We start from the raw sequence: 26,013 nt of genomic DNA on the forward strand, positions 1-26,013 counted from the left end.
CCAGGCTAGTTAAAATTAGGTGAACCTAAAAAGTTTTAGTACATTATCTTGGCCTTTATTCCAGCCAGCTTGTCAACTTCCTCTGCGAGCTTAACGAATGCTTTAGCTCCCTCACTTTCGGGTTTGTACTTCACAGCTGGAATTCCTTCCAGGGTTCCCTCCCTAATGGCAGGATCTTCCGGAATAACGGCCAGCAGAGGAACCTCCATAACTTCTTCCGCGGCCTCTGGAGGGATATCTTTCTCAGTCCTCCCGTACCTGTTAAGAACGAACCCCAAGATTGCAAGCCCGGCTTTTTTCAGTACTATCCCAACTTTCATCGTGTCGGTAAGGCATGATATCTCAGGATTCGTGACGAGCAACGCCTCTTCACCGCTCAGCATTGCGCTCATTGCATCCAACTGTAGCCCAGCAGGGCAGTCTATTAGGATAAAATCGTACTGCCCCTTAAGGGATTTTATTACATCTGGCAACTTTCTTGGATCTGCTTTTATCACATGCTCCCAGTCAACGGCCCCAGGAAGAACGTAGACATTTTCAAATTGCGTCATGTAAATTGCATCCTCTATCTTTGCCTCTCCCGCCAATACATCATGGAGCGTAACGTCGGCATCGTCAACACCCAGAACTAAGCTGAGATTTGCCATCGTTAAGTCACCATCCACAGCTAGAACTTTCTTTCCTCTCTCACCAAGGGCAACTGAAAGATTGGCAGTTACAGTTGTCTTCCCAGTTCCCCCTTTGCCCGAAACTATTGAGATTATTCTCGTCGTCATATCAAAAACCCCTGTAATCTCTACTTTCAGAAACTTATAATTTTTCTCTCGTTGAAGTTTTTATCGAAACGCTAAATTTTTAAGCTAATCGAGCAAGTGGCAACCATGATAGTTGGAGTGGCTTTTGCGTTAATTTCCGCCATTTGCTGGGGAACCTCATCTGTCTTAATAAAAGTTGGGCTTAAAAACAGATCTCCTTTAATAGCAAATCTAGTTAGGCTTATTTTCTCATCACTAATGTATGCCACAATTTTCCTAATTGGAGGGAACTTCAACGAGATATTTAGAATGTCCCTAGAATACCACATTATAGCATTCGTATCAGCACAATTTGGCTTCGTCATCGGTGATTACCTATATTTTTCGGCCCTCAAATCTCTCGGAGTTTCAAGAACAGTCCCAATAACATCTACGTATCCACTTTGGACCCTTGTCTGGGCTTATTTATTCTTAGGCAGAGAAATAACGATAAGAATAGCTATTGGAGCTTTAATGATAGTTCTTGGGATAATTGTAGTTAGGCAGGTTGAAGTTGAGGAACACGTAAACCCAAAAGGACTCTTATACGCATTTCTAACACCAATATCCTGGAGCATGGCAATAATTCTAATGGACTGGCTTTCAAACAAAATATCCCCTTTAACACTTGCAGGCCTGAGGATAATGTACGCTACGGTGGGGATTACAATAAGCTCCTTGAAAGTTGTACCTGAATTGAAACACATAACCAAGAGAGAAGTAATGGTTATAGCAACTGCAGGGATGCTGGGCCTTGTAGTTGCCCAGTACACCTTTGTTTCCTCAGTGTCAATGCTTGGCTCTCAGATTGCCACACCAATTACCGCAATAAACCCGATAATTTCAACTTTACTTGCAATAACCTTCCTTAAGGAGCCTCCAAACTGGAAGATATGGGTGAGTCTTGGCCTGGTGGTTTCGGGAATATGGCTACTCACGTCCTAATCAAGTTTTATCTTTTTCACGACTTTAACAAGGAAGGTTTTCCCGCTTTTTTCCCTAACTACGAGGCCTTTCTTCTCTAGGTTCTGAATTGCCCTGCTTATTGTTGGTCTCGAATAACCAACTATTTCCGGAAGTTCTTCCTGCTTTATTTCTCCACCATTCTCTATTATTGCTTTCAAAACTGCTACTTCTTTTTCGTTTAATTGGTCAAGTATTTCCTGCCTCTTTTCTGATCTTTTTTTGCTTAGATACACTAAGAGGGGACTCATGACCAAAAACGCGACGATCATTCCAAGTAGAAATGAGAGCTTTGAGCTCTTAGTGGAAGGTGGAACCGCCGTTGTTGTATTGGTCTCGATTGGAGGGGGCTCAATATCTCTCCCTATCCAGTAGGTTTCATACCCCATCTTTTCCAGGGTTTTCTCGATTGTTTCATTAAGCCCTAGTCCAACTAAGATCACCATTGTTGGATGCAATGCTTTTATTCCTTCTAAGGCCGCAGGTGAAAGCTGGTTTTCCCACGTGAGGAGGAGAGGATATTTGTATTCCATTGCAAATTTTGCTGCAGCTAGAGTTGACCCGTAGTCCCAGGCACTTGCCAGAACAACGACCCTACTCCCATTAGGATAAAAATGAAGAGCAAGTTTTTCTGCAGTTTCAGTCCTGTCAGCTCCCCCAATCCTTGTGACGCTGAAACCCATCTCCTTAAGCTCATTTTCAACTTCCAAACTTATCGCATTTGCACTGCCGACTATAAGAACCCTGTTTCGTCCAAGCTGAATGTAAGAGTATAGCTGAGCCTTTGTCACTTTATCCAATTTTTTTGGATTTACTGGCAGTATGGGGACATTTATAAGGTGAGAGTAAGGGAGAGCTATTAGGTAGTCAATTATATCATCATTCCTCACAATTATGAGATCATACTGAGGATATGAAGCATAAACGGAAGTAATGAAGAGTGATAGGAATACTAGCGAAATCAAAACTTTCTTCATTTAAACCCCCTCCTCTCTAACCCCAAGGTTTTTAAACTATTTAAATTTTCATGCATCGGGCTAAGGGGGAACCCGATGAATCCCGCTGATGAAAGTGGAGGTGGGAGGAAATGGCAACGTTCAAGCTTGTAATTTCCGATCCAAAGAGCGGAATAGCAAAGCAGATCGAGATTACTGGAGACGCCGCAGAGAAGCTCATTGGAAAGAAGATAGGAGACCAAATACCAGTAAAGGAGCTTGGGATAGATCTAAACGCACTGTTTGGCAAGGAGTTTCCAGAGGACGTTAAGATAGAGATCAGGGGTGGAACAGATAAGGATGGTTTCCCAATGAGACCAGATGTCCATGGACCAAGGAGAGTTAGGATCCTCCTATCCAAGGGACCGGGATTCAGACCCAGGGAGAAGGGAGAGAGGAGAAAGAAGACTGTAAGGGGTAACACAATAAGTCCCGAAATCGTTCAGGTTAACGTCAAGCTTGTGTACTAAAATTTTTAACCTTTCATTTCTCATTATCTCTTGCGCGGCTCAGACCGGCTGGGGCCGAAGCGATGGGGCCGCGCTGGACCGGGCTACATCGAGGTGTTGCTTTTGATATCACTGGCAACTCTAATACTGGTTTTAGCCCCGCTATTGCTTATCCTGATTGCATGGGAGTCAAAGGAGAGCCAATACCTAATTATAGCCTCCCTCCTATACGTCCTTTTAGCTCCTCAAAAGTACTTTCCAATGATACTCCTTATCCCCACGATATTCGGCCTAGCACCTAAGTTTGCAAGAGAGCTAGGATTTCTAATTCTTGGAATGTTCCTTATTGATCCAAATGTGAGGGCAGACCTCACACCCATGAAAACACTTTCCCTAAGTGCATTTACCCTATTGCTTTCTGTTATAATTTCTCCCCTTCCCAGAGGAAAAGCCAAGAGAATTTTTTATATAACAGTATTAGGGATACTATCAGGTCTACTAGGGATAATGATAAAGCCTTTTCCGCTTATAGCAATCTCTTACCTATTGGCTTTTCCAATAACGTTGACAAGCTATGCGTATGCATTTGTTACAATTGCTGTTTCACTCTTATTGCACGAAGTGGGTCTTTATTCTTTTCCCTCCCCAGGAACACCGAATTCCAACGTACTTCCAGCAATAATACTTCCAGCCATTCTGATAGGGTATTCTATTTATATTGAAAGGAAGAATATAATGATGAAAAGACAAACAATAATGCTCCTGATATTTGCACTTCTATTAATTCCTTTTCTAAATTTAGCAAAGTTAGAGTTTGTTCTTTTAATGTCAGCTGTTAGTATCAGGTTAATTACTTCTCTTCCCCATCCTGAGGAAACTTTATAGCACCAATTTTAGCAGGCTTTATGTATGGACCGATTTCCTTTATTATACCTGGGGCGTGAGTACCTTTCTTCAGGATTAGCATTGTTTCCATAAGCCCTAGCTCCTCTATCCTCCTTACATCCCTACTATGCCCTGTCTCGACCAAAGCCCTTTCCACATTTTCGCTTATCGTGCCAACTATGAAAAGCTTATCGTACTTATCACTTGTCCATCCCTTTATCTTCCTTACCCAGCGGTCAGTAAGGTAGGCCTCTATTTCCTGGGCCAACTTTTCAACTCTCTCTATCCTTATTTCAACTGGTAGATAGTCAACCCACCCAAATTCCCTTCTCATCTGCCTTACCGGTTTTTCTCCAAAAGTCCGTTTGAGCCAGTAGAGAGGAACTAAAGCATCCTTTGGCCGCGGTTTCAGAATCCCAATGTCGACGTAAACACCGTAGCCTACTTTCCCAAGGTCAACAAGCCTCCCTAAGAGTACATCGCCCTCATTTACACTTGCCAGAGAATAAGGAATTTCACCCCATTCTTCCCTAATGAGGTTTGCAGATATCTCACTATCTTCGCCCTCAAGCGTTATTTTAACCCACTGCCTTATTGTTATTGAAACTCTCCACTTTACATCAAGGTCTCCAATTAAGGATTTCAACTTCTTGTTGATCTTACTAAAACCACTCCTATCCCCATAAATCTTCTGAGGTATTATAACTTCCATAGGGCGTCACTTTCTCCTGCTTTTCTTTGACTTGGATTTTGGAGCTTTTCTCAGGCCCAGCTCTATTTCAAGCTCCTCAATTCTCTTTTTTAATTCTTCTATAATAGCCGAGTTATCGTATTCATGGAGTATTTCACCACATATAGGACATGTAAAGCCATACTCAAAGGCTTCATCAAAAGTCAGTTTTGGATGCCCTGGGGTGCCACAGTGGTAATACACTTCATTTGTTTCCTCTTGGAGCATTTTCTTCAACTTTTCGAGCTCTTGCATTTTTCTTGCCTTAATGATTTCAGGTAACCTCTTGGTCTCAATATGCCAGTAATAATAATACCATCCCGTCTCGTCATCCCTTATTCTTTTAAAATCGGCTAACTTTGCATCATAGAGAGCGTAAAGAATCTTCCTAACGGTATTAACTCTAATCCCCGTGATTTCAGCTAACTCTTCATCTGTGGCTTCTCCTTTCTTTTCAAGAGCCTTTATTACTTCTACAGCTTCATCTCCCCCTATGTCCCTTGCTATCTCAAGAAGGGCCTTGTTCCTTCTGGCCATTCTCTTAACCTCCCAATTTTAACCACTTTCCCCAATGAATTAATATGGACATAACCCTATATATACTTTAAGGAAGATATTCAAGAAGGGCGGGAAAACGTTATTTAGTTAAGTACTCATCGACAAGCTCTTTAGCGGAGGGTTTATATATCTCAAGAACCTCAATGTCCTCTATTACATTCCCCTCTCTTAGCTTCAATTTAACTTTACCACCATAGACTTGGAGATCTAAAAGACCATAGACAACGTCCTCTGCTTCTATTGGACTCTTGAACTTCATTATATACTCTCCATCTTCAGTAATAAGCTTCACCCACCATTCATTCTTCCTCTTAAACGGCCTGGTAACCTTTGGCTTGAACTTCTCGATGATTACTTCCAACTATGTCACCCCCACATCTCTGAAGTTGCTGGCCCCTTTGGGATTTATCAACCTAACTGTCCACAAAAAAGCTTATAAAACTTCTGCCGAGTTAGTCATCGGGTGGGCCGGTAGCTCAGCCTGGTTAGAGCACCGGGCTTTTAACCCGGTGGTCGCGGGTTCAAATCCCGCCCGGCCCGCCAAACCTATCCTTATTTATTTTAGGCGTCCTCCTATTGACACCATAGTTCCTTCTGCTAAGAAACCTAAAACACATTTTCTGCCCCAGCAGGCTATGTGTTGATTTTATAACCCCTCAAGATCATTTAGATAATAAAATATCAAGATCAAGAGGTGATGAGTTATCCTAATTATAGGGATTGATATAATCAGCGAAAATCCAAAAAGATTTGCCGTCGTAACTTGGTTTAATGGTAAGATTGAGAGGAAAGGTGAGTTTAACCTATATAGACTTATCAGATATATCAGGGCAAAAAGACCCGATATAATTGCAATGGATAGTGTTACCGAGCTTGGAGAAGACTTAAGGAAGTTTCTTCGAGCACTTCCAGAAGGAACTAAATTAGTACAAGTAACCGGGAGACCAGGGGAGCAGAAATCCCTTTGGAGTCTTGCTAAGGAGCATGGAATCAGGATTACGGATAAATTTGATCCTTACGAGGAAGCAAAAGTCGCAGCACTTCTCGCCTCCAAAGGCGTCGGCTATGAAGTCTTGGCGTTTGAAGATGAAGTTCTAATCACAGTAACAAGGGGGAGAAGTCAAGGAAAGGGGGGATGGAGTCAAGACAGGTACAGGAGAAGAGTTCACAGCCTAGTCCAAGCGAAGGTCAGGCAGATTGAGGAGGCCCTTAGAAGGGCCGATATACCCTTTGATTTGGAGATAGAAGAAAGGGATTACGGTGTCTCAAGGGGAGAGTTTAAGGTTTATGCCAGTAGAGAGGAGCTTGCCGGGTTAGTAAAACCAATGCGAGGCGGAGACGTTGAAATTAGGATAAAACCGGTTGAAAGGAAAGTCCTTGAGTTCGTCCCCCTAAAGGCGGAAACTGCGATAGAAGAAAGGAAGAGCATAATAGTAGGACTGGATCCTGGGATAACTGTGGGAATTGCCGCGATTGATTTAGACGGCAAGATACTTGCTATATACAGCGAGAAGAACATGGCACTAAGCGAGATAGTTCGCTTTATAAGCGAGATTGGACATCCTGTAATAGTTGCAACAGACGTTAATCCTGCCCCAGGATTAGTTGAAAAGATAGCAAGATCGTTTAAAGCACAACTCTTCGTCCCCAGGGAAAGTCTCAAGGTAGAGGAAAAGAACGAGTTGCTCAGGAACCTAGGAATATCAGTGGAAGATGACCACCAGAGAGATGCTCTGGCTGCTGCCTACAAAGCATACCTAAGGTACAAGCCAAAGTTTGAGCATATTGAAGCAAGATTAAGGGAAGTTGGCCTGTGGAAGAAGAGAAACGAGATAAAGGCCCTTGTTTTGACTGGATATAGCCTTGGAGAAGCCATAATGAAGGTCAAGCTTGCTGAAAGACCAAAGGAGGAACACCACGAAGAGGTCAAGCCAGAAGTAGATGTGGCATCTTATATTGAAAAAATAAAGGCTCTCGAGAAGGCAATAGCAGAACTCGAAAGGGAAAACGCAGAACTTAGAGCTATAATCGAAGAACAGAGGAAGATAATTGAAAGGCTGGAGAGAAAGCTCGCGGAATTTGATGAAGGAGTCAGATTTAAAGTACTTAAGGAGAGAGAAATAAGGGCGAGAGATGAGAGAATAGCTATTCTGGAGAAGAAGTTAAAGAAGGAAAAAGAAAAAGTTGAAATCTTAGCAAGAAAGCTTGCTCAAACCAGGAAGATGCACAGACTCGAGCTCAGCGGGAAGGTATACCCAATGAAGGTTCTTGAGAACTTAACTTGGAAGGACTTAGAGGAACTCGAGAAAGATATTGGGATAAAGAGGGGAGATATAGTATACGTTATTAATCCAGCTGGAGCGGGAAGGAAGATAGCAGAACACCTTGCAAAGAAAAAAATAAAAGCTATAGTTTCTCAAAAGGAGTTGCCAGTAGCAGTTTATGAAGTATTCAGAGAAGAGAGAATCCCGGTCTTGCTTGAGGGGGAGGATATCAAGGTAATAAGACTCGACGACTTTGCCGTTGTCAAAAGGGAGGAGCTTGAAGATATAATTAGAAAGAAAATTAAGGAGTGGGATGAAGAAGAAAAGAGGGAAGAACTAGAGAGCGTCCTTAGGGTGATAGAGGAGTACAGGATAGAGAGGGTTAAGGAACTCATCAGGAAGGCTGAGGAGGAAAGGCAATGATACTAGTCATTGCCGAAAAGCCCAATGTAGCGAGGAAAATAGCGGGAGCCTTAGCCGAAGGAAGACCAGCAAAGAAGAGTCTCTTTGGGGTTCCATATTATGAGCTCTTCAGAGATGGTAAAAAGCTGATCGTTGCTCCCGCCGTGGGGCATCTCTACGGTCTAGCTCCTAGGCAGGATTTCTTTGGCTATCCTATATTCGACATAGAGTGGGTTCCGGTGTACGTCGCGGAGAAAGGAAAAGAGTACGCAAAGGACTACATTAAGCTTCTTTCCGTTCTTGCCAAGAGGGTAAAGGAATTCGTGGTTGCATGTGACTATGATACTGAAGGTGAGGTTATAGGGTATACTGCACTAAAGTATGCCTGTGGTGTGGATCCTGGGGTAGCTAAGAGAATGAAGTTTTCCGCGCTAACCAAGAGGGATCTAGTAAAAGCATGGTATAATCTTGAGCCAACGATAAATTTCGGAATGGCAAACGCGGGAATCGCGAGGCATGTACTTGACTGGTACTGGGGAGTAAACTTATCCAGAGCACTAACCCATGCCATAAAGAGGGCTAGTGGAAAGTGGATAGTTCTGAGCACAGGTAGGGTTCAAGGCCCTACCTTGAAGTTCCTCGTTGAAAGAGAAAGAGAGATTCAAAACTTTGTTCCAAAGCCCTACTGGGTTATAAAGCTTATTTTTGAGAAGAACGGACAAAAATTCGTCGCTAATTATGAGAAAGACAAAGTCTGGGATGAAAAGGAGGCAAAGAAGATAGTCCTCGAGGCAAAGAAAGGACCCGTAAGGGTAGCAGGGGTAGATGTGAAGAGACAGAAGAGAAATCCACCTGTTCCCTTTGACCTTGGAACCCTGCAGAGAGAAGCTTATTCTTCCTTCGGTTTCAGTCCCAAGAAAACCTTAGATTTGGCTCAGAGTCTATATGAGAAAGGATTCTCCTCTTATCCCAGGACTGAAAGTCAAAAGTTGCCAAAGAACTTGAACTTTAGGTACATAATTCAAAGCCTGGCAAAGATGCCCCAGTACAGGCCCTACGCTCACATCCTCCTAGGCATGCCAGAACTTAAGCCAGTGGAAGGCAAAAAGGAAGATCCAGCACATCCGGCAATATATCCGACTGGAGAAGTCCCCAAGCCCGGCGACCTAACGAAGGATGAGGAGAAGCTTTACGACATGATAGTTAGGAGGTTCCTCGCGTTATTCATGGAGCCGGCCGTGAGGGAGAGTGTAAAGGTTACTATTAAAGCTGGCCCGCATAAGTTCATTCTTTCTGGAGGCAGGACAGTCAAGGAAGGATGGCTCGCCGTTTACGGAAAGTACGTTAAGTTCGAGGAGGTAACCCTCCCAACGTTCTTGGTTGGGGAGAAGATCAGAGTTCTGCAGATAAAGAGAGAGAAAAAGAAGACAAAGCCTCCTGCAAGATACTCTCCTGCAGCAGTAATAAAGAAGATGGAGGACTTGGGGTTAGGAACAAAGGCAACGAGAGCTCAAATACTCGAAACCCTATATCAGAGGGGCTACATAGAAGGGAAAAAGAGCATAAAGGTAACTCCCCTGGGGATGAAAGTAATTGAAACCCTCGAGAAGTACGTTCCCGAGATAATTAGCGTCGAGCTAACGAGAGAGTTCGAGAAGAAGATGGAGCTAATAATGCAAGGAAAACTCACAAAGGAAGAGGTCATTGAAGAAGCAAAGCAGAAACTAATCAAGATACTTGAGGAGTTCAAAAAGAAGGAACTTGAAATCGGCCTTGAGTTAGCTAAGATAGTCGTTGGGGAGGATAATGTGGAAAAGCCCCTCGTCGTTGGAAAGTGCCCAAAGTGTGGGGGAGACCTAATCGTCAAGTACAACAAGAAGACTGGTAAGAGGTTCATCGGTTGCTCAAACTGGCCTAAATGTGACGTTACTTACCCGATTCTTCAGAGAGGAGAGATAATCCCCACAGGGAGAACGTGCTGCAACGGAGCGCCCGTGGTCATAGTTAAGGATGGGAAGGAAAAGAGGGTAATCTGTCTCGATATGAACTGCAAGAAGTGGTAAGGTATTTAAAATAATTCGCATTTATTAAACTCATGTCACTTGAGGAACTATACAAGTATCTAAGATGGAGGATGGATCCTAAAGATGAGGGAGCAAGAAAGCGATTCCAGAGGATAGTTGAGGTAGCAAAAAAGCTTGCTCTCCCAGAAAATGAGAGAATTTTAGATATATGTGCTGGAACGGGAATAGCGGGCGTTGCCTTTGCTTTAGCTACCAACGCATCAAAGCTTACAGTTCTTGACGCAAGAGGGGATGATTTGGAGAAGGTCAACGAGTGGATTAAAATTTCGGGGAGAGATGTCCCAGTAGATAAAGTCGTTGGAGACGCTAGGAGTGTTCACGAGCTCGTTGGAGAACATGATATTGCGGTGCTTTGGGGATTAACGATGCCCCACTTCGACGCATTCGATGCTGTAAAGCTGTTCGCCTCAGTTGCCCTAACCCTTTCAAAGGAGGGGTACTTCATAATCGAAGAGACCGACAGAGTTTATGGAATAATGTACATGGTGGGTTACAAGGACTTCCTCGTTGAGAGCGAGGGTGAAGGCTATCAGCTGGCCTCAGTGCATTCAGGCTACGATAAAGGGAGAGGGGCGTTTAAGAGGACTTATTATAAGCTCCCAGGATTCGAGAAGGTCACTGAAGAGTACCACAGGCTCTGGGATCTAGCCTCTCAACTTGCAATTGGGTCGATATTCTTCAGAGAGTACAAGCTTTTTGAGAGGTTCCAGCACGGAGTGCAGGGGGTTTCCGATGTTATAGTGTTCAGAAAACCAAGGAAAAATGTTGCAGAGGAAATGGTTCACTCTCCATCTTCTACCTTTTGAATTGCTATTCTTTTTGCAAACTCTACCAGTTCTTTTGCATAGTTTATCAGCTTCCTAGCTATATCCTCAGAGTAGTACTCGTAAGGGGAACCCTCAGAGTACGCTAGTGGATACCTTGATGTTATGTAGTTCCTATCAAGCTCCATTGCCATATTATACATTTCATCTGGTACTTTAACTCCATGCTCTTCTAAAGCCTTTAGAAGTTTTGTTATGGAATGCCCAGGAAGTGTGATTCCTAAAGCCCTTGTTATTGCTTTCATTGCTAATTCTGCCGCCTGCTGAGCCTTAAAGCTCGCCCACTCATAGTCCTTGTACTCCAAATCCCTCTCCGCAGACCTTAATGTTCTCTCAGCCTGCTTTATCCACCTCTCATACTCGCTACCTTCAAACATCGTTCATCCCTTGGATAGTTATCTAAAGAGAGATATAACTATTTCTGAATTAGATAAGATTAATTTTTTGATTTGAGCCCTTAGAAAACCTTTTTAAGAAAAAACAGCTCGAAGTAAAAGTAAGAGGGAGAAGTTATGAAGGCAATCTATAGGGAGATGTGCCCAAACTGTAACGGTGCCATAACCGACAATAGACTTGCAAACAAGAACCCATGTGATGCATGCCTTGATGAACCCGAAGTTCATGAGGACTACTTTGAGCTCATAACTGCCATTAGGAATGCACTAAAGCTGAGAGGAACGCTAAAAGAGTGGGAGAAAATATACAGGTTAAATAAAGAGGTAAAGGACGTTGAAGAGTTCTTTAAGAAAGCTACAGGTTTCACGTTTTGGAGCGCCCAGAGAACATGGGTCAAAAGGATAATTAAAGGGAAAAGTTTTTCCATAATAGCTCCCACGGGAATGGGTAAGAGTACATTTGGTGCATTTATCTCAATATACTTCGCAATTAAGGGGAAGAAAAGCTACATTGTGGTCCCTACAACACCCCTAGTGATCCAAACGGTCAAGAAGATTAAGGGGATGATTGAAAAAGCTGGTGTTTCTGTAAACCTTGTCTATTATCACGGCAATTTAAAGAAGAAGGAGAAAGAAGAGGCATTAGAAAAGATAAAATCAGGAGATTTTGATATCCTTGTAACATCAAGCCAATTCTTAGCTACTAGGTTCGATGAGCTTTTAAAGGACAAGCACTTTGACTTGATATTCGTCGATGATGTTGATGCGTTTCTTAAGGCCAGCAAGAACATAGATAGGTCACTCTTAATGCTCGGCTTTAATAATGAAATTATAGGAAAGGCCTGGGAAATAATAAAGTTAAAGAAGCAACTGGCAAAACTCCTCTCAAAAGAGAATTCTAGCGAGGAAGTAGAAAAGCTAAACAAGGAAATAGAGAGACTTGAAAGGGGAATAGAGAGATATAAGAGGGAGCATGAAATAGGAATTCTAATAGTTGCATCCGCTACAGGAAGTGCAAAGGGTGATAGAATTAAGCTCTACCGTGAGCTTTTGGGCTTTGAGGTTGGAAGTGGAAGGAGCGTTCTCAGGAACATAGTCGATACTTATATACTTCCAGAGAAAGGCATGGAAGAGCACGTTGTGGAGCTACTAGAAAAGCTTGGTAAAGGGGGCCTAATTTTCGTTCCAATAGATAAGGGGATAGAGTACGCTGAACAGTTAACGAACTATCTGAAGGAGAGAGGCTTTAAAGTTGAGCTTGTATCTGCTAAGAACAAGAAGGGCTTAGAGCTCTTTGAGCAGGAGAAAGTGGACTACCTAGTGGGGGTTGCAACTTATTATGGAACCATAGTTAGGGGATTAGATCTGCCCCACCTCATAAGATTCGCAATTTTCACGGGAGTTCCCAAATTTAGGTTTTCCCTTGACCTTGAACAACCGACTATCTATAGAGTTCTAGGCTTAATGAGTGAAATCCTAGAGTTCTTGCCCGAGGAGAAAAGGAGTGAAGGAGAAAAATTATATGCAAGGCTTAGAAGGCTCATTAGGAACATTCCCCAATTCGAGCTTATGAAGATAGAGGAAGCCCTAGCGGAAGGCCTAGAGCTTGAAGGATTTCACAGTCACGTTCTTGAGGTATTTAGGCAGGCCGTTGAATTCCTGAGGTCTGCTCTCAAGGATAAGGAAGTTCTGAATAAAATTGCCGAGAATCCCTTCCTGAGCCTAAAGAAAGAAGGAGAAAAATGGTACATTGAAATTCCAGATGTGAGAACCTATATTCAGGCAAGTGGAAGAACGTCAAGACTTTTTGCAGGTGGAATTACGAAGGGACTTAGCGTTATCATCGTCGATGATCAGAAGGTATTCAACGGTTTAGTGAGGCAGATGCGCTGGCGCTTTGTGGAGTTCGAGATAAAGAGGTTTGACGAGATCAACCTTGAGGAGATACTCAAGGAGATCGATAGGGATAGAGAAAAGGTAAGATTAGTTATTGAGGGCAAGATAAGCGAGCAGGTAAAGGATCTCGTAAAATCTGCCTTAATGATTGTTGAAAGCCCAAACAAAGCAAGGACAATAGCGAACTTCTTTGGTCAGCCAAGCAAGAGGAGAATTGGAGACCTCGTAGCTTACGAAGTCAGCATTGGAGATAAGATGCTCACGATATTAGCTAGTGGAGGCCATATGTTCGACCTCGTTACCACGGAAGGCTATCATGGAGTTCTAATGCTTGAGAGGGAGGGGAAGAGGTACTTTGTTCCCGTCTACGATACAATTAAGAGGTGCAGGGACTGTGGTCATCAGTTTGTGGACTGGGAGCAGAAAGGAGTTTGCCCCAAGTGTGGAAGCAGGAACGTTCATGATGCCCTTGAAAACGTCAAGGCAATGAGAGATCTTGCCCAGGAAGTTGATGAGATACTAATCGGTACAGACCCAGATACCGAGGGAGAAAAGATAGCGTGGGACATAAGGAACGTTCTCTCGCCGTACGCTCCAAACATAAAGAGGATAGAGTTCCACGAGGTAACGAGGCCGGCAATTCTCAAGGCGATAAAGGAGGCAAGGGACATAAACGAAGATAGGGTAAATGCCCAGCTCGTCAGGAGGATAGAGGATAGATGGATAGGATTCGAGCTGAGCCAAAAACTGTGGCAGGTCTTCGAGAATAGGAACCTCTCCGCGGGGAGGGTTCAAACTCCAGTCCTGGGGTGGATAGTGCAGAGGTACAAGGAGTTCACTGAGAGTGAAACGGACTTCCTGGGGATAACCCTTGAAAACGGCATAAACGTGACCCTCGAGGGCGTTAAGGGGGAGGTTGAAGAGGTCACGGTCAAGGAGGTAACGATAGAGGAGAGGGAAATCAATCCACTCCCACCGTACACTACCGATGCAATGCTTCAGGATGCTTCAAGGTTCCTGGGCTTTTCTGCCACGAAGACCATGCAACTGGCCCAGGATCTTTTCGAGTTGGGTTTAACAAGTTATCACAGAACTGACTCAACTCACGTGAGCAATACTGGAATAGAGATCGCCAAGGAGTACATAACCCAGGAGATTGGAGAGGAATACTTCGCCCCCAGGAAGTGGGGAGAGGAGGGGGCCCATGAAGCGATAAGACCAACGAGGCCAATTGACACTGGGAGGCTTATTCAGCTAATCAGAGATGGGATAATAACTTTACCAAGGAACCTAACTAGGGATCACTTCAGGCTCTATGACATGATATTCAGAAGGTTCATAGCTAGTCAGATGAAACCAGCTAAAGTTCTCTACGAAAAGGCAGTTCTTGAGACACCGTTTGGAGAAGTTGAAGTTGAGGGCTACATCGAGGTACTATACGATGGGTGGTCCAAGATAAAGCCACTACCCCTAAAGCAGATACCCAAGCTCGAGAAGGGTCAGAAACTTAAAGTTAAGGAAGTAAAGCACTGGAGAGCCCCAAAAGTCTCCCTGTACACCCAAGGTGACGTTATTGCATTAATGAAGGAGAGGGGAATAGGTAGGCCCTCCACCTATGCAAAAATAGTCCAGACGCTGTTACAGAGAGGGTACGTAATAGAGACAAAAGGTAAAAAGAAGTTAGTTCCCACAGATAAGGGAATAAAGGTCTATCATTATTTAGTAAGCAAATATAGAGACTTAGTAAGCGAGGAAAGGACAAGGCAGTTGGAGAAGATTATGGACGAAATTGAAGAAGCAAAGGTCAATTATCAGGACGTTCTCAACGAGCTTTATGAAGAAATAAAGAGGTACGTTGCCTCCTCTTGATACTCTTTTTCTTTGTTGAGTTAGTGTTCCGTATTTGGAACAATTAATCTGGATTTGATTATTATGGTATCATCAAAAATCTTATTAGGTAGAAATCATATGCATGAACATGCAATCCTCCTATAAGTATCATAAGTATTTACCTCTTCGATGGTGTAAAGTTAAAGCTTTATCATAATATGGGAAAACTTTTATATAACAGTTAAGTCCCAAAAATATTGACAAGTTTGTGGTGGTGGTAAGAATGAGCAAGGATAGGATGGTAGAGCTATTACAAGAACATTTTGAGCTAAACTTATACGAAGCTAGAGCTTACGTTGCCTTAGTAGCGTTTGGAGTTCTTACACCTGCAGAGTTGGCAAGTGTTTCTGAAGTTCCTGCACCAAGGACTTACGATGTCCTGAGAAGCCTCGAGAAAAAGGGCTTTGCCATGAATCAACCAGGTAAGACAAACAAGTACAGACCAGTACACCCAGCTAACATACTCGAGAAGTTCATTCAGGACTGGCAGGAGAGAGTGAAAGAAGAACTCGAAGCTAAGAAGAAGGCTAAGGAGGAGCTACTTGAGCTCATGGCTCCCCTCATAGAGACAGAAGTTCCAAAGTACGGTGTTGAGAGAGTATGGGTCGTTAGAGGAATCAAAAACTCAACATTAAAGACCAAAGAGATGCTCGAAGAAGTTCAGAACGAACTCTTCCTTGCAGATGATGGCTTCATTGCGATTAACCTTGAGGACGATATAATCAAGGCCGTTGACAGAGGAGTTAAGGCCAAGATAATCTTGACCAAGAACCTCCTACCCAGGATCAAAGGTTCAAAGCTAGTTCAGTATGCAAACGATGGAAAGATCGAGCTTAAGGTTCTCGAGAAGTTTGACCTGCCAATGCTTATCTGTGACGAGGAAGTGTTCTTTGCTCTCGAAGACCTCGCAGCAAGGTACTTCAACTACGAGACCCAAGTTTGGATAAAGGATCACAGGGTCGTTGACCTCTTCAGGAAGAAGTTTGAGGAGTACTGGGAGAAGGCAGAGAGCGCCTAAAGGTACTTAAACTCTTCCTCTTCTGGCTTTTTCTCCCTTATCTTCCAGAATATCTTACCGTCCTTTTGAAAGCTCTCAACTTTTCCCTGCTCCGCGAGCCTAAGGAGAAACCTTCTTGTTTCAAGCCTCGAAAGCCCCGTCTCTCTTGATATTTCCTCTTCACTCTTCTCCCCAGCCTCAAGGGCTTTTAGGATTTTCAGATGCTTCATTTTCCTCCCTCCAGCTTTTTATACCTCTCGATTATTGTAAGTAGCTTTTCCATGACCTCAAGATGAACCCTAAGCTTTTCAACTTCCGTAGGCATTGAATTCGCTAGCTCTTTAAACTTTTCCATTAAAACTTCCTCTACGCCTTTAAGCTCCCGCTCCCTCTTCTTTTCCCTGTACTCACAAACGGGACAAAAGACCCTCCCGTCTTTTTCAAAGAGAGGGGAGCCACATTTAGGACAGTGCTTGTCAAGCATTTTTGCACCTGAGAGAAGGAGAGGGGCTATTACCTTTCTGATTTCTTCGTCGGTTATCATGAGACCACCTCCCTGATAAGGGAGAACACTTCTATTACTGCTCTTCTACCGAGCTTTGACCTTGCAACCCTGTCGCTGACTTCAGCAATGTCAACTGCAACTATAGTGAAGTCCCTCAAAATCTTCTCAAGAATCTCAAGCAGATCCTTGAGAGTTAACTCTCCATGCTGGAATCTGGCTATCCTGTATTCAGGCCTCAACACATCCAAATCTATTGTAAGGTAGATCTCATCCCCCAGGAATCTTCTAGCCTCGTCTATAACTTTAAGTCCGTGTTGCTCTAGGTTCATGTACCTCCTCCACCTACCCCTAACTCTTCTAGTCCTAGGTAAGGCGGGGAATATTCTAACGTTCCTCGTCCACAGCTTCGTCCTTTCGGTAGTGGGTATCATCAGGACAGCCCCTATGACGCTTGCCCTCTCAACTATCCTATCCTTAAGCGCGTAGGCAAGCCAAGAGGCGTGATCGAAGTAATCCTGCATTAGGTCAGTATGAGCATCTACGCTCAAGACGGCAGGAGGTTTTAGGGCCCGGAGGATACTATAAGTTCCGGAGTGATCCCCAATAACGTAAATTTTGTCCTCCCTGGGTTTCTCCGTTATCGTATAGTCGTCAACTAAGCCCTCCCTTTTAAGGAGCTTTGCCACGTACACTACTCCATCCCTGTTGGGCTTCTCGCCTACGGCCAAGAACGTCACCATGCTAACCACCTCAGGTCTTGTACACCCTCAGATCCAAGACGACGTGCCAAACCCCTGGGGCATACCTCTTTATTTTGAGCTCGTTCAGCTTTTCAACCTCATATCCGTGCTCCCTAGCAATCTTTTTGAAGGTTTCAAGGGGTTCCCTCGGCATTAACTTTTCGGGAACTGTGTTGTGGTAATGGATTATAGCTTCATTCTTGGCTATCTCGAGGGCTTTAGGGATGAATTCATGGGTTTTAACGACGTAGCCCATGAGTATTCTATCGGCTATGTCCTTCCCAGGGAAGTCCCTATTGTCCATATTGTATGCCGTCATCCTGTCTTGGACTTTGTTTAGATGAATATTCTCTACCAAGAATTTGAAGGTGTAGGGATCTTTCTCTATCGCTATCACCCTAGCTTTACAGTGAACGGCTATTGGGAGGCTTAAGTGCCCTACCCCAGCGAACATGTCAACGACGAGCTCATCGGGCCTAGCAATGCTCGCCATCCTAACCCTCTCTTTGACGTTCGCGGGGGAGAACATTATCTTGGCAACGTCAAGCTTGTACTTAATCCCGTTTTCAACATGAATCGTTACAGTATCCTTTCCGTAAAGCAATTCATAATCAGGCTTCCTCGTTTCCCCGTGTATGTGGCCCTTCCTCAAGACGGCCTTTGCACCAATGACCTCAGCGTACACTTGGGCTATTCTGTGCTTGTAGGGCTCAAGCTCTGGCCGGAGGGGAAGCAACAAAACATCTCCTATCTTAACCCATCTCTTCGGGAGCAAGCTCACTAACTCGGGGGGAAGCTCCTTAGAGAGAATTTCCCTAATCTTTGGCTTTATCACCTGGGTTCTCATTTTTCAGTCCCCTCTTAACCTTCCCCAGGATCTCCGCGAAAACTTCGTTCCTGTTCTCTGGAGTCAGCCAATAGTACTCTCCCAAAGGCCTGTACCTCTCAACTAGTTTCCTGTGAACGGTAGCTAGGAGGGGCTTTTCACTCTTGAGAACTAGGCCGAGAGCCTTTAAGAATTCGTTGCTCTTGAACTCCATTGGCCCTATCTCATCTATTATTATCAGGTCAGCTTCCCTGAGGGCCCTTGATATCGCTGGAATTGCGACCCTCTCAAAACCCTCAATATCTATAACATACTTTCCCAGCCTAGGTTGCCCGTAGCCAACGTAAGCCAACCTGCCAATTTCACCCGTGTCGATCGCTATCACCCTAAAGCCAACCCTCTTCGGGCCGCTCCTTATCTCTTGAGTTATTATCCCTCCGACCTTGTAGCCCTCTCGTCTTATTTCATCCGCTATCCTCTTGGCTAATGTTGTCTTCCCAACTCCGGGCATTCCGCTCACGAAGAACCTCATGGGTAGAAGTAGTCGTGAGGCTTAATAACGTTAAGGTATCACTGCCTTCATTCCGTTGGCCCTGATGACCTTGGGCACTACATTGTAGCTCTCCCATATCACCTTTTCTGAGATGTCCTCAGGAGTCCCACGCCAGAGAACCCTACCGTATTTGAGAACAAGGATTTCATCCGCGTAGTTGAGGGCTATATTAAGATCGTGGAGAACAGCCACTATGACCTTTTCTTCCTTGAGCTTGAGTAGGAGGTCGACAACTTCTTTTGCGTGGTTTATGTCAAGGTGACTAGTTGGCTCATCCAGTAACATTACATCACTTCCCTGGGCTAGAGCCCTCGCTATTAAGGCCAGCTGATACTCGCCACCGCTCAGGTTGGTTATCAGCTCATTTTTCTTTTCCAAAAGTCCAACGCTTCTCAAGGCCTCTTCAACATCTCCACCACTTGCGTACGTTCCAAGCTCAACGAACTCTTCAACCGTAAAGGCGAACTCAGGGAAAGAGCTCTGAGGAACGTAGGAAACTATCTTCGCTCTTTCCTTAGGTCTTAGACCAATCAAGTTTATGTCCCCGTACTTTATCTCACCCTCCGGCCTTAGTATCCCAGCTATGCACTTAAGTAGGGTGGATTTCCCGGATCCATTGGGCCCTATTATCGCCAGCAACTTGCCCTTTTTAGCGGTAAAAGAAACGTTATCTAAGATTTTTCTTTTTCCGTACGAAAATGATATGTGAACGTTAAGATCAGGCATACAGCTCACCTCTCTTCTTCCTCATCAGGAGGTATGCAAAGAACGGTGCCCCGAAAAGAGCAGTGACTATCCCTATTGGAATCTCAACGGGCGGTGTTGCAGTCCTGGATATTAGGTCAGAGAGAACCATCAATATCCCTCCGAACATTGCAGCAGTAGGAAGTAGCCTCTTGTGATTCGGCCCGACTATAAGCCTCATTACGTGCGGGCTTACAAGCCCCACAAAGCCAATTATACCACTCTCAGCAACGGCAACGCCCGTCATTATGGAAACTGCAAATATTATCATCTTCCGGTACAGGTTAACATCCAAGCCCAGGGCTATGCTCTCTTCCCCCAACAAGAGGAGGTTTAGCTCCCTCCAGCTTAGGAACAGCAGAACTGCACCTAATACAGAAACCCCAAGCATTATCCCTACTTTCCTCCATGTCGCGAGGGCAAAAGTTCCAAAAAGCCACAGCAAACCCTGATGAACTTTATCCTTGTTCATATAAAGAATGTACGAAGTTACGGCATGAGAGAAGAATCCCACAGCTATTCCAGCCAGTAGGAGAATGTCAACAGGAATGTGCCCGTTGACCTTGGATATTGAATACACCAAGTAAACAGCAAGGATGGCCCCAAGGAAAGCCGCAACTTCAATATACCTGGTGTTGTAAACTAGAGCCAAGGCCGCCCCTATAGAGGCTCCCCCACTTATGCCCAGTATATAGGGATCAGCGAGGGGATTCTTGAAGAGGGCCTGAGTTGCCGTTCCTGAGAGAGCTAATGAGAAACCAACGAGATATGCTAACAAGATTCTCGGCAACCTGATCCCCAGGATTATGAATTCCATGCCCGACAAGTTCCCGCTCCTATAAAGAGAAATCGTTGAAGGGTTAAGAGATGAAAAAACCTCTCTAAGCGGAATCTTAACTGAACCAAAGGACAGAGCTATTAGTATGGAGGCAATTGAAAGTAGAGAGAGGGTAAGACTTACCTTCCTCACGATTTGGATAAATATTCCATCAGCTTATATCGTTTTCCTCCTTGATCATGTGCTTATAATAATACCACAATCCCCTAATTATGTCCCTGAGCTCTATCATGGTGTATAGCTCAGTCCTGTTTATCAGCTTGGCAGTCTCCTTCCAATCGTGGGCTTGGAGAACCCTGTGGATCAGAAGTACTATCTGCCTCTCATCGAGGTAAGGCCTCATCCAGCCGTCGAGGAAGTACAGCTTTACTAAGGGCTTGACGGCATCTACCACGGTGTCGTACGTTAGAACTCTCTTTATGAACATTTCGAGCCTCCTCTTTTGGGTCTTAGTGAGGTATATTGGGTAGCTAACAGCCTCACCGAACGGGGTCTCGAAAAGCCACCTCGCTATTTCGGGCTCAAGATCCCTATGGGTGTCACCTAACCATTCCGTTAGCCTTAACCTGAACTCATCATTGGCTTTCTTCACGATCTCCTTAGCCCTCTCGCTTATCGGCTTTATGACTATTGCAGTATACTCACCGCTCACGGGATTCCTCGTTGGACTTAGGTGAACCACGGCGAAGCCATTCCTCACCCAGAACCTTATTAGCTCGGGGCTCGCACCGAAACCTGAACCAACCCAGTCAAGGCCCTTCTCCTCGGCTTCCTTAACGAGTAACTCGAGAGCCTTGCTTCCCAAGCCCAGATCCATCGCATCCGGGTGCGTTGCTATTCTCACAACCCTATAGCCCCTCAGCTTTGCGAACTCCTTAGCGTAGTGGTGCTTAACCATCATATCCGGGATTATATTGCCGGGAGGCTTGTATCCCTTGGCCATCTTATCTATTACCGCCTTTGGAATTCCTCCCTCCTTAGCTATCTGGATTGCAGTTACAATTTTCCCGTTCTTGAGCCTTAGAACCCTGGCTTCATGGTGAGGAGCATCGGCCAGTAAAGCTACATCGCTTGGCCTGTTTCTGTAGTGGGCTAAAACGTAGATCCCAACGAAGTGTCTCAGGTCTTCCCTGTCGTTCTCGAACCAGTCATCTAAGTCAGGCTCCTCTAGATAAACTTCCATCTTCCTTATTAACTCATAATCCTCCTCGGTTAGCTCAACTGGCTCAGCATCTAAGAGGAGAACATCGAATAGCCACTTCTCTATTGGGTCTCCCTCCGCATACCTTATTGGAACTGAGAGGTGGACTTCCTTATACTCCCTCTTCTCCTTAGCCTTCTTGAGGAACTTAACCGAGAACCCCCTTCCAGCTCCCTCGTAACCATGTATTGTTGAGGAGAATACAACCCTTTCTTTCTCGAGGTACCTGTGCAGAATTGGAACGTGAATCCCTGCTGCTTCATCGACTATGTAGAGGTCAGCTTTCTGCCTATAACCCTTAGTTGGTGGGTAATACCTTAGGGCAATTCCTTTGGCGTATAGCTCTTTTATTAGGCCATTTTCTTTAACGGTCTTCGTCTTGTAACCCAGAACTTCTAAGCTCCTCTTCGCGAACCTGAACAGACTTTGCACGTTCTCTATCTCTGGGGCCGTAACAACTATCCTAAACCTTTTCTTCTTGCTTGTGACGGCCAGACCTACAGCAGCTATTCCCACGGAAACGCTCTTACCCCTCCCCCTATCAGCCGTTAGGACTATCATTCCCTCGTTTTCTATTAAGCTCTCAAGGGCCCTCAGAACTTCAACTTGACCCCTAGTTAGGCACAGTTCGTACAACTCCCTGGGAAACCTCGTATCCTTTGGGATCTCAACTTTTTCCCTCTCAGGGAGCTTTGCTTGACTCTTGTACTTCCTGGGCTTCCTTTCAGCCTTTTTCTTGTCGGCGTTTATTATGTATATTCCCTTATGCTCCGTGAACTTTCTGATTAACCTCCTATTGAACCTCTTCTTCACGTCCTCTATGGTGTATGGTGGTGTAACTAGACTCTTGTGGAATCCCGTCCACATGTCCTTCCACTTCTCAAACGGATTTGTGAGGACGAATATTATCCCTCCACCCCTTACGGTTTCAATGATCCTTCCAAGATCGTTCGGAGAGTAGTCGTAGCTTAGATCAATTATCAGGACATCAAAAGTCCTCCCCAGGATGTCCCTGCTATACTTGAAAGTTACAGATGTTAAATCGGCATTCGGGGCAAGAACGGAGAAGTGCTTCCTGAATTCCTCAAATCTCCTTCTTCCATACGTTTCTTCCCCCAGTGCGTCTGTAGCATACAGAACCTCTACCCCCTCGGTGTCCCTAAGCTTTCTATCGAGAAATTCGGGGATGTACTCGGAGATAACCCGAGCAACGCCTCCAGCTAGAATTCCAGCGAGTTTGGCCTTCTCTAGGGTTTCACCTTGAAGAACTATCATTCTTCTGTGAAAGTTTTCAATAGCCTGTGCTAAAGCCGTCTCAGTGAGCTTGATAAGTGATTCTTTAACCTTCTCATTTCTCGCGTACTCACGGATATCCTTTGGAAATCTAACTTTAAGCGTCATCTTTCATCCCAGTAAAAGAAGATTGTGGGAACTTAAAAACTTCAACTTTCTTGACCCTTCAGTATTTGCTGGATGTCATTGTAAATTGTATCCCTAGAAACGCCAAACATTCTGGCCAGCTCGGAGATGTTCAATGCCTTAGGATTAAAGTTTACTAGCTCGAGTAGCTTTGCCAATATTTTCCTCCTACTTTGGAGCTTTAATTCTTCAAAACTTGTTTTAACGGGCTTATTATATAAGATCACTGCAACCGCATAGGTTCTTCTAGTTACTGGAGTAGTGTATGTTTCCAAGGAGAAGTCTTGAATTTCTATGTCAGGTGTTATTTTGGAGTTCAGTTTCTCCTGAAGCTCCTCTATTGCTCGATCCTTGCTCCCGGAGACGGCATAATCAACTATTATGCCAGGCTTGTATGGCTCTCCAAGGTCAAAAGATGCCATTATTGAGATCGATAAAAATGCACCCATTGTTATCTTTATTTTCGATGTTGTGACTTTTCCACGCGGTGGGAACTTTCTTTGAGCTAGATTGTTCAAATTTTTGATGCATTCCCTTACGTTAGCCCCTTCTGAGTGCAATATAGCAAGCATATTTCAACACCTACAAAAATGATTTATATCACAAGCAGAATTGGGGGTTAATGTATATATAGGCTTCGATAGAAGATATTATAGAGTATCAAACGCGGAGGTGTAGGAAATGAGAAAGGCTCAAGGAGCAATTGAATACCTTTTCATGATTGCTGCAGCCTTGATAATAATAGCGGTAGTAATAAGGTACCTGAGGGGTACAGGTGAAACGGCAGGACAGCAAGCTAACCAGACGGTAAGCCAGGCAGGACAGCTCATTCAGAGTGCTATAAGTCAAGCCATCAGCAACGCAACCAAGTGAATATACCTCTTTTTAATTCTCTGACTTTTAAAATATTTTTACCAAGGTGAATTCTAGTGAAGAGGTCACAAGGTTCTATCGAGTACCTCATACTCTTGGGGATCACTATAGTAATAATATTCATAGTTGTTGGCTATGTAGCAACTTATACCCACAGTGAGGCTTCTACAGCCAATAGAACAGCAGGTAATGTTATATCCAATGTAAAGGAAGGAATCCTCAACATAACAAGTGAAGAGGCTAATAGATAGTATCCACCTTTATTACTATTTTCCCCCCTTGCCCTCCAAGTTTAATATACCCTTTTCTGACATCTATCTTCCCCTTGATTATTATTTTATATTTTCCAAAAAACATGGTGTTGTTAAGGATCGTAAAGTTCCCTGGAACTTTCAATATAACCTCCTTGGCATAAATGACAAGAGTAGAACCCACTAAACTAATTCTTGCCGAAGTGTTATCCTGGACTACTGCATAATCGTTGCCACTTGCCACCACCTTTAGTGAAATTGGGCTCTCATGAAAGCTCAGCCCTAAGATTTTATCCCCATTGTGAAAAAGCACCAGAGAACCTCTCTCTGTTCCTATATTCAATGGTTTAGCGCTACCCTTTTTATAAACTTCAACAACTTCACCGTCCGAGTAAGAGTGGGCATACGTGAGGGTATAATTAGTGTGAAGAACATTTAGAATTTCCTTGTACTTTTCTCCTAACCCAGGTTTTTTGAGCATCGAATAGAACCATGTATCAACTATTATTGTTGACGTATTCCCAAGCCCCTTCATGAACTCCCCTGGATCAAGCTTTCTCAAGTACAGGAGACCAAAGTTATCAATATAGTAAGGGGGTTCTGAAATGCCGTGAATGAAAGCTATCATTGGATTAAAGGAATAAGCAGACCCTTCAACTTCTGGCTCCCAAAGAATTTCTTCATGCTCAAGGAATGCTATTGGAAGCTTTCCCTGGGGCAGTGTGGCCGAAAATATCAAAGATATTACCAAGAAGGGGGCAACTTTTTTTGGATCCCTTAGCGAAGTAGAAAGCGCTATCATGGCCAAGAGGATTAAGGGATATAGAAAGCGAGGGGCCCCAGGCATTGGAGCTAGAGCATAAAATAAGGCACCAAAAAACAGTAACTTAACTAAATCCTCCCTCATTTTCTCCCCCACGGTTACGTAAAGGAACAATAGGAAGAGTAGGAGGGTGTAGGGATACAGCATTTCAAAATTTGATCCTCTTATATTCGAGATAACACTAGCTAGCGCTGAGGGTAAGCCCATAAAAAGGATCCCTCTACCTTTATTTGCTAAGTAGACATCTTCTATATATTCATTCCCACATAGGAGGAAAAATGGTAGTTCAACTATTGCCTTTCCAATTATAGCATATGAGAGCAGGGAAAATGCTCTGTATAGGTCAAAAGAAGCATTAAATTCCACAGCCTTCTCCTTAAGCGCGAAATACGTTAACAGGAGCAAAAAAGTGAGTAATCCATACTTCGCTCCCATAATCTCAATTGATGAGAACCCAGGAACTGGAAATATACCCTTAGTCAATTTATGAGGGTATAAGATTGTCACTGGCGTGATAATAAGGATGTACGCTAGATACGCCTCTACCAATGCTTTGAAGATGCTTCTTTTGACTCTTACGTTCACAATAATGCTCATCAGTATTGCAACCGCAAAAGGTAAGAACGTGTGCTTGATTGAGGTCCCCATCCCGAGAACAAAAGCAGAGAGCTTTGGTCTTCCCTTAATGTAAAGATATACACTCAAGAAAACGAAAAGCTCGAGAAGAGTCTCGTGTAATGCCAGGGAGTTAAGGAATATTGTCTGAAGGTCTAAGGTTGGAATTAACGCTATAAGAATTCCCCTTCCCCCCAAGGCCTCACCAAGTTTATAGGCTAATATAACCGAAACAAGGCCGAGGAACAGGGACAGACCTCTACCCCAAACGTACGTTGCGGGGAATATCTTAAACCACAACGCTAACAGGATGTAATAAAGGGGAGGATGAACAGTGAATATATCCTTATACGGTATAGTTCCCCTGGCAAATTCTTTTCCTATCATCAGGTAAGTTCCCTCATCGTAGTCAAAAGACCCATAGAAATGAAAGAGAAGCGGCGCCCTTAGGATGACATATACTGCAATCACGGAGAGAAGGAGTATTTCTTTTCTCATT

Annotated in this window: 26 protein-coding genes and 1 tRNA gene; 11 read left to right on the plus strand and 16 right to left on the minus strand. The window is 44.1% G+C overall.

What is annotated here, in order from left to right:
• Positions 1-35: 35 nt before the first annotated feature.
• On the minus strand, positions 36-776 hold the full coding sequence (gene minD, locus A3L04_RS09815) for a cell division ATPase MinD (protein ID WP_068577667.1): 741 nt from the start codon (positions 774-776) through the stop codon (positions 36-38).
• A 105-nt stretch (positions 777-881) separates the two neighbouring features.
• On the opposite strand from minD, the gene A3L04_RS09820 reads away from it, so the two are divergent.
• The gene (locus A3L04_RS09820) at positions 882-1,739 is read left to right on the plus strand and encodes a DMT family transporter (RefSeq protein WP_172799788.1); all 858 of its coding nucleotides are present in this window, start codon (positions 882-884) and stop codon (positions 1,737-1,739) included.
• On the opposite strand, the gene A3L04_RS09825 is transcribed toward A3L04_RS09820, so the two are convergent.
• Positions 1,736-2,734: a cell wall-binding repeat-containing protein gene (locus tag A3L04_RS09825; RefSeq protein ID WP_068577669.1), complete on the minus strand. Its 999-nt coding sequence runs from the start codon at positions 2,732-2,734 to the stop codon at positions 1,736-1,738. The two genes, A3L04_RS09820 and A3L04_RS09825, sit on opposite strands and share 4 nt — an antisense overlap.
• A gap of 110 nt (positions 2,735-2,844) precedes the next feature.
• Here A3L04_RS09825 and A3L04_RS09830 point away from each other — a divergent pair, with 110 nt between their 5' ends.
• Both A3L04_RS09830 and A3L04_RS09835 read left to right on the plus strand, forming a co-directional pair.
• Positions 2,845-3,222: a 30S ribosomal protein S6e gene (locus A3L04_RS09830; protein ID WP_068577671.1), complete on the plus strand. Its 378-nt coding sequence runs from the start codon at positions 2,845-2,847 to the stop codon at positions 3,220-3,222.
• 240 nt (positions 3,223-3,462) lie between these two features.
• On the plus strand, positions 3,463-4,086 hold the full coding sequence (locus A3L04_RS09835; protein WP_157092424.1) for a hypothetical protein: 624 nt from the start codon (positions 3,463-3,465) through the stop codon (positions 4,084-4,086).
• Here A3L04_RS09835 and A3L04_RS09840 read toward each other — a convergent pair.
• The 3 genes from A3L04_RS09840 to A3L04_RS09850 all read right to left on the minus strand — a co-directional run bounded on the left by A3L04_RS09840 (position 4,052) and on the right by A3L04_RS09850 (position 5,735).
• On the minus strand, positions 4,052-4,798 hold the full coding sequence (locus A3L04_RS09840; protein WP_068577674.1) for a DUF2110 family protein: 747 nt from the start codon (positions 4,796-4,798) through the stop codon (positions 4,052-4,054). The genes A3L04_RS09835 and A3L04_RS09840 overlap by 35 nt on opposite strands.
• Before the next feature lie 6 nt (positions 4,799-4,804).
• The gene (tfe, locus tag A3L04_RS09845; RefSeq protein ID WP_068577675.1) at positions 4,805-5,353 is read right to left on the minus strand and encodes a transcription factor E; all 549 of its coding nucleotides are present in this window, start codon (positions 5,351-5,353) and stop codon (positions 4,805-4,807) included.
• A 100-nt stretch (positions 5,354-5,453) separates the two neighbouring features.
• Entirely contained in the window at positions 5,454-5,735 is a 282-nt protein-coding gene (locus A3L04_RS09850) for a hypothetical protein (protein WP_068321048.1), read from the minus strand.
• 104 nt (positions 5,736-5,839) lie between these two features.
• On the opposite strand from A3L04_RS09850, the gene A3L04_RS09855 reads away from it, so the two are divergent.
• From A3L04_RS09855 to A3L04_RS09870, 4 genes are all read left to right on the plus strand, one after another.
• Positions 5,840-5,917: transfer RNA gene (locus A3L04_RS09855), tRNA-Lys, on the plus strand.
• Positions 5,918-6,228: 311 nt separating this feature from the next.
• On the plus strand, positions 6,229-8,061 hold the full coding sequence (locus tag A3L04_RS09860; protein WP_231963759.1) for a DUF460 domain-containing protein: 1,833 nt from the start codon (positions 6,229-6,231) through the stop codon (positions 8,059-8,061).
• On the plus strand, positions 8,058-10,103 hold the full coding sequence (topA, locus tag A3L04_RS09865) for a DNA topoisomerase I (protein ID WP_068577678.1): 2,046 nt from the start codon (positions 8,058-8,060) through the stop codon (positions 10,101-10,103). The genes A3L04_RS09860 and topA overlap by 4 nt, the downstream gene beginning before the upstream one ends.
• A 32-nt stretch (positions 10,104-10,135) precedes the next feature.
• Complete coding sequence (locus A3L04_RS09870; RefSeq protein ID WP_068577680.1) at positions 10,136-10,930, plus strand: class I SAM-dependent methyltransferase; 795 nt, start codon at positions 10,136-10,138, stop codon at positions 10,928-10,930.
• On the opposite strand, the gene A3L04_RS09875 is transcribed toward A3L04_RS09870, so the two are convergent.
• Entirely contained in the window at positions 10,906-11,325 is a 420-nt protein-coding gene (locus A3L04_RS09875; protein ID WP_068577682.1) for a HEPN domain-containing protein, read from the minus strand. The two genes, A3L04_RS09870 and A3L04_RS09875, sit on opposite strands and share 25 nt — an antisense overlap.
• A 135-nt stretch (positions 11,326-11,460) precedes the next feature.
• Here A3L04_RS09875 and rgy point away from each other — a divergent pair, with 135 nt between their 5' ends.
• Together rgy and trmBL2 are read left to right on the plus strand one after the other, a co-directional pair.
• Complete coding sequence (gene rgy, locus A3L04_RS09880) at positions 11,461-15,108, plus strand: reverse gyrase (protein WP_068577684.1); 3,648 nt, start codon at positions 11,461-11,463, stop codon at positions 15,106-15,108.
• A gap of 244 nt (positions 15,109-15,352) precedes the next feature.
• Entirely contained in the window at positions 15,353-16,147 is a 795-nt protein-coding gene (gene trmBL2, locus A3L04_RS09885) for an HTH-type transcriptional regulator TrmBL2 (RefSeq protein WP_068577686.1), read from the plus strand.
• On the opposite strand, the gene A3L04_RS09890 is transcribed toward trmBL2, so the two are convergent.
• From A3L04_RS09890 to A3L04_RS09930, 9 genes are read right to left on the minus strand one after another with little or no spacing between them, the layout of a single operon-like run.
• The gene (locus A3L04_RS09890) at positions 16,144-16,356 is read right to left on the minus strand and encodes a helix-turn-helix domain-containing protein (protein WP_068577688.1); all 213 of its coding nucleotides are present in this window, start codon (positions 16,354-16,356) and stop codon (positions 16,144-16,146) included. The genes trmBL2 and A3L04_RS09890 overlap by 4 nt on opposite strands.
• Complete coding sequence (locus A3L04_RS09895) at positions 16,353-16,670, minus strand: Sjogren's syndrome/scleroderma autoantigen 1 family protein (RefSeq protein WP_068577691.1); 318 nt, start codon at positions 16,668-16,670, stop codon at positions 16,353-16,355. The genes A3L04_RS09890 and A3L04_RS09895 overlap by 4 nt, the downstream gene beginning before the upstream one ends.
• Complete coding sequence (locus tag A3L04_RS09900; RefSeq protein ID WP_068577693.1) at positions 16,667-17,371, minus strand: arginase family protein; 705 nt, start codon at positions 17,369-17,371, stop codon at positions 16,667-16,669. Before A3L04_RS09900 ends, A3L04_RS09895 begins: the two co-directional genes overlap by 4 nt.
• 10 nt (positions 17,372-17,381) lie before the next feature.
• A complete protein-coding gene (taw2, locus tag A3L04_RS09905) occupies positions 17,382-18,218 on the minus strand; it encodes a tRNA(Phe) (4-demethylwyosine(37)-C(7)) aminocarboxypropyltransferase Taw2 (protein WP_068577694.1) in 837 nt (278 codons plus the stop codon).
• Positions 18,187-18,729, minus strand: a complete 543-nt coding sequence (locus A3L04_RS09910; protein ID WP_068577695.1) for an NTPase — start codon at positions 18,727-18,729, stop codon at positions 18,187-18,189. The genes taw2 and A3L04_RS09910 overlap by 32 nt, the downstream gene beginning before the upstream one ends.
• A gap of 30 nt (positions 18,730-18,759) precedes the next feature.
• Positions 18,760-19,476, minus strand: coding sequence for an ABC transporter ATP-binding protein (locus A3L04_RS09915; RefSeq protein WP_068577696.1), 717 nt, complete (start codon positions 19,474-19,476; stop codon positions 18,760-18,762).
• The gene (locus A3L04_RS09920; protein ID WP_068577698.1) at positions 19,469-20,464 is read right to left on the minus strand and encodes a FecCD family ABC transporter permease; all 996 of its coding nucleotides are present in this window, start codon (positions 20,462-20,464) and stop codon (positions 19,469-19,471) included. Before A3L04_RS09920 ends, A3L04_RS09915 begins: the two co-directional genes overlap by 8 nt.
• A gap of 19 nt (positions 20,465-20,483) precedes the next feature.
• Positions 20,484-22,934: a tRNA(Met) cytidine acetyltransferase TmcA gene (locus A3L04_RS09925; protein WP_068577700.1), complete on the minus strand. Its 2,451-nt coding sequence runs from the start codon at positions 22,932-22,934 to the stop codon at positions 20,484-20,486.
• A 41-nt stretch (positions 22,935-22,975) separates the two neighbouring features.
• Complete coding sequence (locus A3L04_RS09930) at positions 22,976-23,524, minus strand: helix-turn-helix domain-containing protein (protein WP_068577702.1); 549 nt, start codon at positions 23,522-23,524, stop codon at positions 22,976-22,978.
• A 109-nt stretch (positions 23,525-23,633) separates the two neighbouring features.
• On the opposite strand from A3L04_RS09930, the gene A3L04_RS09935 reads away from it, so the two are divergent.
• Together A3L04_RS09935 and A3L04_RS09940 are read left to right on the plus strand one after the other, a co-directional pair.
• Complete coding sequence (locus A3L04_RS09935; RefSeq protein WP_068577705.1) at positions 23,634-23,825, plus strand: class III signal peptide-containing protein; 192 nt, start codon at positions 23,634-23,636, stop codon at positions 23,823-23,825.
• 56 nt (positions 23,826-23,881) lie between these two features.
• The gene (locus A3L04_RS09940; protein ID WP_068577710.1) at positions 23,882-24,076 is read left to right on the plus strand and encodes a class III signal peptide-containing protein; all 195 of its coding nucleotides are present in this window, start codon (positions 23,882-23,884) and stop codon (positions 24,074-24,076) included.
• Here A3L04_RS09940 and A3L04_RS09945 read toward each other — a convergent pair.
• A complete protein-coding gene (locus A3L04_RS09945) occupies positions 24,066-26,012 on the minus strand; it encodes an ArnT family glycosyltransferase (RefSeq protein WP_068577712.1) in 1,947 nt (648 codons plus the stop codon). The genes A3L04_RS09940 and A3L04_RS09945 overlap by 11 nt on opposite strands.
• Position 26,013: the final 1 nt, after the last annotated feature.

The organism is Thermococcus chitonophagus (assembly GCF_002214605.1).
Taxonomy (GTDB): domain Archaea; phylum Methanobacteriota_B; class Thermococci; order Thermococcales; family Thermococcaceae; genus Pyrococcus; species Pyrococcus chitonophagus.